The 10,661-nt window shown below is 70.2% G+C and carries 8 protein-coding genes; all 8 read right to left on the bottom strand.

From position 1 onward, the window contains the following. Positions 1–258 precede the first annotated feature (258 nt). The 8 genes from CG747_RS46525 to CG747_RS46560 all read right to left on the bottom strand — a co-directional run bounded on the left by CG747_RS46525 (position 259) and on the right by CG747_RS46560 (position 10,142). Complete coding sequence (locus tag CG747_RS46525; protein ID WP_100607911.1) at positions 259–1,164, bottom strand: TniQ family protein; 906 nt, start codon at positions 1,162–1,164, stop codon at positions 259–261. Positions 1,165–1,178: 14 nt separating this feature from the next. Next, entirely contained in the window at positions 1,179–2,162 is a 984-nt protein-coding gene (locus CG747_RS46530; protein WP_257981232.1) for a TniB family NTP-binding protein, read from the bottom strand. Between the two features lie 134 nt (positions 2,163–2,296). Next, positions 2,297–4,579: a DDE-type integrase/transposase/recombinase gene (locus tag CG747_RS46535; protein ID WP_257981233.1), complete on the bottom strand. Its 2,283-nt coding sequence runs from the start codon at positions 4,577–4,579 to the stop codon at positions 2,297–2,299. Positions 4,580–4,584: 5 nt separating this feature from the next. Further along, a complete protein-coding gene (locus CG747_RS46540) occupies positions 4,585–5,349 on the bottom strand; it encodes a TnsA-like heteromeric transposase endonuclease subunit (protein WP_308303868.1) in 765 nt (254 codons plus the stop codon). Positions 5,350–5,743: 394 nt separating this feature from the next. Continuing rightward, on the bottom strand, positions 5,744–8,491 hold the full coding sequence (locus CG747_RS46545; RefSeq protein WP_100607914.1) for a DEAD/DEAH box helicase: 2,748 nt from the start codon (positions 8,489–8,491) through the stop codon (positions 5,744–5,746). 61 nt (positions 8,492–8,552) lie between these two features. After that, a complete protein-coding gene (locus CG747_RS46550) occupies positions 8,553–9,095 on the bottom strand; it encodes a hypothetical protein (RefSeq protein WP_257981234.1) in 543 nt (180 codons plus the stop codon). Then, complete coding sequence (locus tag CG747_RS46555; RefSeq protein WP_100607915.1) at positions 9,092–9,517, bottom strand: hypothetical protein; 426 nt, start codon at positions 9,515–9,517, stop codon at positions 9,092–9,094. Before CG747_RS46555 ends, CG747_RS46550 begins: the two co-directional genes overlap by 4 nt. A gap of 85 nt (positions 9,518–9,602) precedes the next feature. Beyond that, positions 9,603–10,142: a hypothetical protein gene (locus tag CG747_RS46560; protein ID WP_257981235.1), complete on the bottom strand. Its 540-nt coding sequence runs from the start codon at positions 10,140–10,142 to the stop codon at positions 9,603–9,605. Positions 10,143–10,661: the final 519 nt, after the last annotated feature.

Here is a 10,661-nt window from a genome sequence, read left to right on the forward strand (position 1 = left end):
GTGGCGAGGTGTGGGGGTCTTCGGTAGCTGGGTTGTTTTGGTCTGGTGTTTCGTGGTTCTGGTGGGGATTTGGGGGTGTGGGGGAGGGGCGGAGTGTGGCTTGTCTGGGCTTTGTGGTGGGTGTTCGGTTTGGTTGTTCGGGGTGTTGGTCAGGGGTTTCGTGGGTGTGTGGGATTGATCTTGGCTTTGTTGTTGATGGAATGGTGCGTCGAGAGGTGACTGTCTGGTGTGGCCGTGCAGGGGTCCGGTGGGGGCTGGTCAGGGGCGTGATCTGAGGTAGGTGTGGAGCGGGTCGCTGGGAGCGGGGGAGAACCGGTCCAGGCCGAGTCGGTGTCCGATCAGGCCGAGGGGAACGCGGGTGGGACAGGCCCCGAGGTGGTGGGGGAGGGTGGCCAGGGTGCGGGCGAGTGCGACGGTTTCGGGGTAGGTCACCAGGTCCCGGGCCAGGAGCACGGCTGAAGCGTTCCCTGCACGGCGTAACTGCGGGTTTCCTGCCACGAGTTGGTGGAGCCGGTGGTGCCAGCGGTGGGTCAGGTGTTGCTGGTGGTCGTACCAGCGGGTGGTGATCGCGCGTGCCGCCATCCACGCACTCGCGCCCCGCGGGTGTCGCTGCAGCCGCTGGTGGCTGTGGTGGGCCGTGGCGAGTTCGGGAACGGCCCCGGTGCGCAGCGTGGAAGTAAGTCGGGGGTCGGGTGCGGCTTGCTGATGGCGCCAGCACACCAACCGGTGCCAGGGCCGGTGGACCCAGGCGGTGCAGGTCGCGCCGTGGCTGTGGTGCCGCACGCACATCGTGCACGCTCGAACAGCTTGGTGCCGGCGTTCGACGGGCCCCCAGCGTGCGGTGGCCGGTCCGGCATCCGTCGTGCCGTCCTGGAGCAGGCCGGGCAGTGCACGGGTGAGGACGTCCGGCCGGACTCGGGCCACGGCAGCGACTCGGCGCGCCGCGGTGGGGGAGAGGTCGAGTCCTGCCGCGGGCGAGGTGCCGTGTCCGTGGACGGTGATACCGGCGCTGTCGAGGAGTTGGGGCAGTGTCAGCCGGTAGGCACCGGCGAGGCGCTGTAGGTAGGAGGCGGTCGCTTCGAAGGCCAGCGGCCGGACGCGGAATACGCCCGGTGCCGGGAGCGGGAGCTGCGCCCATGCCCCGGCGACGGGCGCAGACGCCACGAGAGCGGCCTGACTCACCGGGAACCGGGCTTGGTGCGGGTGCGGGGCCGGTAGTGCTGTTCGGCGAGGTGGTCCAGGCGGACACCGTCGAGGGTGGCCTTCGTGATGCGTTCCGTGCCGTCGATGAGCGTGGTGATGGCCGCCTGCTTGACCAGACGGGCAAGCGACCCGATTCGCCCAGCGGTGCGTTCGTGCAGGTACGGTGCCAGCCGCACCAGACTCCCTGCCCGGTGATACCGGAGGTCGAGGGCGTTCTCCAGGGCCCGTACCAGGTCTTTGAACGGCTCGCACGTGCCGTCGTGTGCGGGGAACGGGTCGCAGTCGACGAGGCTGGCGCGGGCGGCGAGCTGCGCCCCGCGTACCCCGGAGAACAGGGTGGTGCCGGTGACGTCGATGCCCGCGTACACGAATGTCGCGCCGATGCGTTCGGTGAGGTCTTTGATCAGGTCGGCGCTCTGGGCGCCGGTGGTGGTGCGGGGGTTGAGCCGGTGGATCTCGTCGATCAGCACCAGCCGCACACCCGCCTGCGTGTAGGTGTGGCAGACGCTGTTGACGACTGCTGCCTGGGACATGCGGGCGGTGACGGGAACGCTGAGAAAGCGGGCGAATTCCAGTGCGAGGGTCTTGGCACTGGCGGCGGGCGGCACGAGCACGTAGGCGACCGGGACCTGCCCGCCCGTAGCCACACCCGCCTCGTCCTGGCGTCGGGTGTGGGCGAGGTGGCAGGCGCGCCCGACCTGGAGCAGCGCGGTGGTCTTCCCGGCCCCGGCGGGTCCGGTGACGATCAGGGACGGGCGCGCGGTGACCTGCTGGTGGCGGCCCAGGATCATCAGGGTGCGTACCTGCTTGGCCAGCATGTCGATCGCCGGAGTGCGGACCGTCACGAATCGCGAGTGATAGCCCACCCGCTCCTGGAGACTGCGCGCCGGCGCCCCTGGCGCGGGAGGCGCGGGCACGGGTGTGGCGGCGAAGCGGGCGAACCCGTCCCACACTGTCACCGCACCCGGCTGAACCTGCCCGTTGCCGCCCGCGCCGCCCGCGACGTTCCCGGCGCCTACCGCAGAGTCCGCCGGCCGGTGCGCCCTTGGCGCGGTACCGACCTTCGACGCCTCTCCCATGCTCCATGGACCGCTCACCATTGCTCGGCCTCCGCTTCGGCATCCCACAGCCCGTATCCGCCAGCCGGAACACCAGCAGACGAGGCAGCCACGCCGGCTTCCTCCGCGACATCCAGCGCCGCATCTCCATCGGTCCCGGCAGCCAGGCCGGTGGCGGCAAGGTCGTCCAGGCTCTCGTCCCACCCCTCATCCGGCGTCGGCCCCGCCTGCGACGCACCCGCGGCCTCGGCCCCAGCGGATGCGGCAGCCTGCCCGCTGCTCCCCACGCCCGCGCCTTCCCCGACCTCGGCGCCGGTCGTGCCGGATTGCCGTGGAGCGGGCAGGGGCAGGCCGAGTGCCAGCCCCTCGAGTACCGCTGCGCTGCCGGGCGGAGTGATCGAGCCCTTGCGACCCCGCCGTCTCGGCGGTGCTCCTACGCCTGCGCGGGTGCGGCGCAGGAGCTGGTCGAGGGCGTCGGCGAGGTCGGTCTCGTGCTGCTCACGGTCGCCCCGCTGCGCGACCTCGCTTTGAACGTGGCGCCACATCTGGTCGTTGAACGGCTGGTGGACGTGGTCGCGGTGAATCCACGGGATCTCGTGGAGCTTCCCGTCGCCTAGGCGCGCCCAGACCTGGCGAGCATCATGCGGGTTGTGGTGGACCTCCCATCTGCCGTCCCTGGACGCGATGTCGGAGCGCTTGCCGCGGCAGGCATCCAGCACCTTGTGGTCGTAGGTGCGGTAGTCGATGCGGATGCCGCGTTCGGTGATGGGCTGCCAGCGCACCGGCAACAGCTCCAGCCAGTCGGCACCGGTCAGCGGTACGGGCACGTACCCGCACACGGTGATCAGCGCGGCCCACATCTCGTTCGGCGTCAGCGCCGTCTTCGCCAGCACCGGGTGCCGCAGGCCCTCGTGGGGCCGGTTCTGCCAGCAGACGATCCACTCGTCGAGGAAGTCCTGCAGCTGCGGGATCGTCCACCGCGCCTCCGCCAAGGTGTCCCGGCCCCGGCGCAGCACGCTGGATCCGGTGTGGCCGGCGACGTGCTGGCAGAACAGGTCGTTGACCGACCCGAAGGTCCGCTCCACCACGCCCTTGGCCTGGGGACGCCGTGGCGGGGCCGGCTGCACGCTCACCCCGAGCGTCTCGCACGCGGCGACGAAGCTCTCCGAGACGTAGACCTTCCCGCGGTCCACGACGATCGTCTCCGGCACGGTCACCGGACGGGCCGCCGCCCCTTCCAACCGCGCATCCAGCGACAGCATCCGCGCATACGGCACCTGCGCCCGCGACAACTGCAGCACCGCAGGCCAACCAGGCCTCGCCGGATGGGGAACTGCCATCTCCGCCAGCAACAGTGCCGCATCCACAGCCTTGGTGCTGTGCGGACGCAACACGGCCGCCAGGATCGACCGTGTCGCCACGTCCACCGCGATCGAGAGCTCAGGGCGTCCCAGAGTGCCGTCCTCCAGCACGGCCATGATGTCCAGCCGGGTGGTGTCGATCTGCACCTGCTCCCCGGGCCGCAGTACGACCGGCGCAGCCGACCCCCGACCCGGCGCGGTAGCGGTCCGTGCCCCGTATCCCAGCCGATCGGCCGGATCCGCCAGCACGCTCACCAGCCGGTAGAACGACGACCGTGACGGCATCTCCACCACCCCGCGCCCGTGCGTCTCCTCCAGGATCTGCCCGACCAGTACCTGCAGTCCCTTCACCGTTCCCTTCGACCGGCCCCGTTGCCGGCGCAGCCCCTCCAGCACCGCGGCCACGACCCGCTCGTCGGCGTAACCCGTCGGACGACGAGTACGCGTGGGCACCGTGCGCTTATCAACGAGCCCCCACAGCCCCTGCTTGCGATACGACAGCCGCATCTTCTGCACCGTCAAACGCGTCACCCGCGTAAACCCGAGCGCCGTCATCTCCTCCGCCTTGGCCGCCTCCCGCTGCGCCAGCGTCCACCGCTCGGGGTCGTACTCCTCCCGCATCACCTGCCCCTCCCGGCTGCTCTCAGGGTGCGGCCAGCCGGTCTCCACCTCCCGGATGTGCGGCAGCCACGCCAGTGCCCGCTGCTGGGCTGCCAGCGGCACCGTCTCGAACAGCCCCCACTGCGGCACTACATCCGGCGCCCGCGCGCCCACCACCGCAAAGCCCGGATCGGCGAACAACCGCCCCAGCAGCAACGACGTGTCCGTGCCGTCCTCACCCAGCAGAGCCACCCGCTGCCCCTGCAGGCCGACCACCTGAAACGTCTGCCCCCGGTAGACCACGTGGCCGCCGACCTCCACCACCGGACGCCGGCCCTCCCCCTTACTGCCACCCACCACGCTCACTCCCCACCCAACATGTCGATCCCCGCTCCCGATCCGCGCCCCGAGCCACCAACGGCAGGCACCCAGACCAGCGATCCGCCATGCAGCGGCTCATCGAGTCCCGCCACCAACCGCCCCGACCACAACCCGTGGTAGACGACGGGCAAGACCTGTAGCGGATCACCCACCGACACCGCCCCCTCGAACAGCGGCCGCGACACGGCGAACGCCTCCACCACCGAAGCCTGCAGCCCGGACGACCCCCGATACCGGGGATGGCGGTAGCCGGCCAGCCACCGCAGATTCGCCTCCACCACCGCAGGCAGCGGCTCCAGCCGCCGGTACGCCCATCCCACCCGCGCACAAGCCACTTCCAGCACTGCCCCAGCCCGCTGCGCCCTGATCCCGCCCGACGCCGGCCCTGAGGGACAGTCCGCGAACAGCCCGGTGCCGTCGGCGTACCGGGCAAACAACTGCGGCACCCACGACCGCACCCGACCATCCGCCTCGCCCCGCCACACGAACCGAACAGGACGCCCCGCCAGGCCGGCCACCGCCGGGTCCCGGTCCAGGACCATCAGCTGCGTGCGCATCGAGACCGACCCATGCACCACATGACGCCCGGTGGTCGCCGACCACCACCACCCCGGCCCCCAGCGACGTCCCGGCACCACGGGAAACGCCGACACCGGCGACAACTCCTCGAACCGCACCGAGGCCACCGCCCGCTCCCACGACAGCTGCGACACCTGCCCATCGGGACCACCGAAAGCGACCTCCACGCCCGCACTCCCTCTCACCGATCGCGTATTGAGCACGCCTTATGAGCCGCGCCCCTCACGCCGGACAGCCAAGGGCGTACCGGCCCTGCACAACCCACGAACACCGCCCGTCCCACTCGAAAAGGTGATTCCCAAGGGAAATGCGAACCGTGCGACGCAGCTCCCCGCATACGGCCCGCACCGACCCATGCCGTACGGGAGGATGGCGGTGTGGTGCGACGGGCGGGACCGTGGGCTCGCCCGTCGTCATGCGTCACCGCCGGGCTGGCGCCGGCCGACTGCCGTTGGGTGGTCGTACACGTCCCCCGCGTGGACCAGCGTGGCCCCGTTGCCCGGTTGCATCGGGGCCAGCCTGCCTCGCCTTCATTCGTTCCCGCGGTGTGGTCAGTCGTGGTTACGCCCAGTCCAGCCCCAGCCCGGCCAGGGTGGTGACCTGCTCGCTGGTGAGCTTGGCGCGGCGGCTCTTGGTGTTCGATAGCCACACACCCAGCCGGACAGTGACCGGGGCACCGCCGTTGTCGGGGTGGAGGTTTTCTTCGTGTTTGCGGGGCACCTTCGCGTGGCCTTCGCGTGCGATGTACTGCGTCACTGCAGCAACTCCCCGCTCGAAGGCCGTCATTGTGGCCAGACGAAGCACTCCGGCGGGGACGGTCGCCGACTGTTCCGCAGTGGCTGCCTCCGGTTCCGGGGTGGGAGCGGGGGCGGGGCCGACCCCGAGGTCGGCCAGACGCTCGCGTTGCCCGTCGCTCAGGCGCTCCCAGTCCTCGCGTTGGGCCTGCAGCCATGTGCCGATGTCCTGGCCGCCGACGGAGACGCCGGGCAAGACCTCGGCGAGCGTTGCTCCGTCCTTGATGAGGCCGGCCAAGGCGGCGTACCGGCGTTGCCAGTCGATGGGCCAGGTCGGGTTCCAGTCGGGGTCGATGGCCTCCAGCGCCCGCCGGCGGTCCTGCGCGCGTTCTTCGTCCTTGCCCAGGCCGCCGGTTTTTCGGCAGTTGGCGAGCCATTGGCCCACCGCGACCGTGTCGATGGAGGCGTCCTTGGGGGCGGCGAGTGTGGCGTGGAGGGCGTAGTAGTCCCGGGCTGCGGCCAGGTTCTTGTAGAACCGGGCGTCGGCGACCGACCAGACCATGCCCAGCTCGTTGAGCAGGTCGACCCTCCACGCCCTGAGCGTCCCGGCGCGGAAGGCGCGCCGCTGCTCGCTGACCCAGGCTCCCAGCGCATACGTACCGCTGTTGCCGTTGCCGTCTTCGCCGTCGTTCTCGGTGGTCCCGATCGGCACGACTGCATCCAGCGGCACCTGCGCATGGCCGTGCTTTTCGACCCATTTGCGCAGGGCGTTGTAGCCGGCGAGCCAGACTTCGGAGTCGGGCCGCAGCACCCGGGTGCGCAAGAAGGCGGCGATGACGTCGGGGTTGCGGGGGAGGGAGAACCGCAGCAACGGCACCCCCTTCTTCTCGTCCTCCTGGTCCTCGTCCTGGTCCCGGCCGGCTTCGCCGTGCCCGGTCCTTGCTTCGCCGCCGTCGCCTTCCTCGGGAACGCCGGCGTCGAGGTCTTCGGCTGCTGCCGGCTCTTCACCGTCTTCGTCGGCAGCCTCCTCCTCGTCCTCTTCACGCTGGGGGTCAAGGGCCACGACGGAGGTGGCTTTGCCGCGGGCACCGCGGGTGGCAACGACCATGCGCTCGACGATCCGTTCGTCATGCGCACGAAGCCCTTGCAGGACGGCTACAAGGGGGCGGTAACTGGCGGACGCCATCATGTCCTCGGGGTCTTCGCCCGGCTGAAGGAAGATCGGCACGATCAGCCGCGCCACTTTCCCCTCACCGGGGTCCTGCCGCAGGCCGCGGCCGGTGATCTGCACGATCTCCACCGGCGAGGAGCGGGTGTCGGCGAAGACGACGCCGCCGACGCCGCGCTTGCCGCGAATGTCGACGCCTTCACCCAGCACTTGGCACGACGCCAGGATGCCCAGGTCGGTCACCCACCCCTCGGCGTCGAGGCCGTCCGCGAACCGGTCCAGCACCACCCGTCGATGCTGCGCCGGGTGCTCTCCGCACAGCCACTCCGCCCCCACCCGCTTCGGGTAGAGGGCCGGGTCGGTCTCGTGTAGCTCGGCTGCTGTCTCCGGCAAGGCACGGGCGAAGCTCATCGCGTCGAGGGTGCGGCTGTGAAACGTCATCAGGCTGCGGGCGCTGATGGCGTCCGCGTGCTTGAGCAGCGCGGCTTGCAGGGCGGCCAGCCGCCGGCCGCGCACCTCCTCCACCGACGCGTCCGGCCCTGGCGCCTCGGGGTCCCGGATCTCCAGCACGTCGATCTCGAAGCTGGCAAGGATGCCCCGCTCGATGCTCTCCATCAGCGCCAGCTCGTACAGAATCGGCCCGTACAACTCGACGTCGTCGAAGGAGGCCACCAGACGCCCACCCAACGCCCCTGAACCGTCCTCAGAATCGCTCGCCGCGCCCGGCTGGCCCGTTGCTCCGGCGGCGCTGGGGGAGGCTGCCCACAGGCGTGGTGTGGCCGTCATGTACAGCCGCCGTACCGCCGGGATCCGCTCCTGGTCGTGCGCCGCCGCCCACGCCTTGCTCAGATCCCCCGAGGTGCGGTGGGCTTCATCGACCACCAGGAGGTCAAAGGGGCCCATGCGCTGCCCGTACGAGCCGCGCATGGCCCGCTCCAGCACCCCCGGCGCCGTCGCGCTTTCGCCGCTGGCCTCGACGTCCTGGTCGTCCTCCAGGCCCTGCGGCGACAGCGAGGCGTACGTTGCGAACACCAGCATCGGACCGCTCCCGACCCACAGCGCCAGCTGCGTGGGATTGGTCGTGCACCGCACGCCCAACTCCTCCAGCAGAGGGTCAGCCCCCAACGAACACACCGCCACCGCCGGCCCCTTGTGCCCCACCGCGCGCCACGCCTCCGCCGTCTGCGTGAGCAGGTCCAGCGTCGGTACCAGCACTCCCACCAGCCCCCGGGGCACCATCTTGAGCGCCGCCGTGGCCGCCGTGATCGTCTTGCCCGACCCGGTCGACGACACCACCGTCCCCCGCAGACCCCGGGCAGGCATCCCGCCATCTACAGGACCCGAAAGACCGCGGATAATCGCATCCACGGCCTCCACCTGATGCGATCGAAGTGGAATACGGCCCATTTCATACCCCTCTATTCCCCATGGTCCAACGATTCAACGAACCTGCATTCCGTACGGGAATTCAGCGCGACGGCCTAAAGGGCTGGACCGACACCGCGCCGTCCTCGCCGACGACCATCCGCTCCGCCAGCTGCGCCAGGACCTCCTGCGGTGTCAGCCCCGCTCGGGAGGCGAGCGCCCACAGTCGCCGGCTCGGCCCCGCGGACAGCCACACCTCGGTGCGCAGTTCGTCCGCGGCCTCCCGCCGCCGTTCCTGGTGCGCGGCGTGCGCGGCCAGTGCCTGCGCACGCCGCGCTTCCCGCTCGGCGGCCCACGCCGAGCCGGCGCTGTCCCGGCCGGGCTCGTAGGTCTCCCACTCTGATGCCTCTACCAGGGCCTGCACGCGCCGCCACTCGGCATGCCTCGCGGCCCACACCTCGGCGAGCTCCTCCGGATCCGTCGCATACGGTTCCCGCACCACCCGGCCTGGCGACCGGAGTTGCTCGGCCGTCTCCCGCTCCCGCACCGCTGCCTCAGCAACCTTCTCCGCCACCTGCACCGCGGACATGCCGCTGCCCTGCCGGCGGACCACGTCCCGGGCCAGGTCCTGCCTGCTCCAGATCACCGGCCGACCTCCTCACCCGCGGGCGCTGGGTCCTGCGTCGGAGTCTTCGGCGCGGGGGAGGCCGACTGTCGAAGGTGGGCGAGCAGCAGGGCGCTGGAGGTGGCACGCCCGCGCTGGGCGGCGGTGGTGTCGGCGATGCGCAGCAGGTCGCTGGAGACCGCACGGACACCCTCGAACCAGCCATCCTCGTAGCGCTGGTCGGACCCGTGCGGGGCGCTGCTCTTGGAGATCCACGTGTGGGCGCCGGCCACCGCCCCGGCCTCCAGCTGCGACACGATCCCGTCCGCCTGCTCAGGCGGGACACCGACGGCGGCCAGGGCCTGGAACACCGTGAAGCGTGCTGCCGTGGCCTCGTGCTGATGCTGGCTGATGCGGGCCAGCTCCTGGCCGTACGCGTCAGCGTCGTGCTGCTCAGTGTTCATGCTGTGCCTCCGCTGTCTCCCTGGGTGCGGTTGGCGATCCCGTCCAGTTCGCGTACGGGCGCTGGCGCTGTGTCTCGGTGGCCAGTCATCGTTGGTCCCTTGGGTTCGTGACCGCCAGGCCGTGGTGGTCGAGGTAGGCCAGGAGGAACAGGGCCAGGGCTCGTCCGGGGTCGCTGGCATGCTGAATCCCGGGCGGCTCGCTGGTCCAGCCGAAGGTGGCTTGGTGGGGCCGGGGCCGTACGCCGCCGGTGTGCGGGGCGGGGAAGACGACGGCGCGGGTGAAGAAGTCGTCCAGGAGGCTGAGCAGCTCCCCATCCGGGTCGTCGAGTTCGCGGCCGCGCACGGTGGTGATGGCGGCCTCCAGGATGGTGGTGAGGTACCGCCGGCGGGCGTCCTCCTGTTGCCGGAGCGCGCTCTCGCAGCTCTCCTCGACCACCTCCACCACGCGGTACAGGCCCTGGTCCCCGTACAAACCGTCCGGCTTCTCCAGCGCCTTCCGGGCCTTGGAGACGGCCTCCTCGACCGACCGGCCGTAGGTGTAGTTCGTCAGCAACGCGGCGCCGGGATGCGCTGGATCGGTGCGCTGAGCCACGATCCGATAGCGGATCAGCTCCGGATCAGACACTTCTTCGATAGCGTCTTGTGATGGCCGAGAGGAGGATTCTGTGCTTTTTTCTTCCGGCATCGGTCGACCTTTCCCTGTAGGGAATTCCCGGGCTTCCTGCCTGTGGGGGAGGTGCTGTGTTTTCCCAGACCCTACCCGGCATCACGGAGTGATGCATCAGGTTCGGAAGAGTGGACACGAAAGGGGTACTCGGGGTATGGTTGCCCTTACGTTTACCCCTCACAGGGGTGCCTCGACAAGGCAGGTGACAGTCAGTCAGGATGCCACAGGCAGTCATCAAATCACTGTCAGGCCGCCAGCATCCCAACCACCGTCACCCGACCCAGTAGCTAGCTAGTTTGAACAGCTCACCACCACTGGCCGGTCGACGCCAGACAGCCCCTCACTCCCATTATCGTCGCGCATGAATTCCGGAGGAATTCATAACTAATTCCGGAGGAATTAGTTAAACCCCCGGAGGGGGTTGCGTCTTTACGCCCCGTAGGGGCGTGCGTCGTTCCTCCGGAGGAGGACGCGCGG

This window comes from Streptomyces sp. CB02959, assembly GCF_002803155.1.
GTDB lineage: Bacteria > Actinomycetota > Actinomycetes > Streptomycetales > Streptomycetaceae > Streptomyces.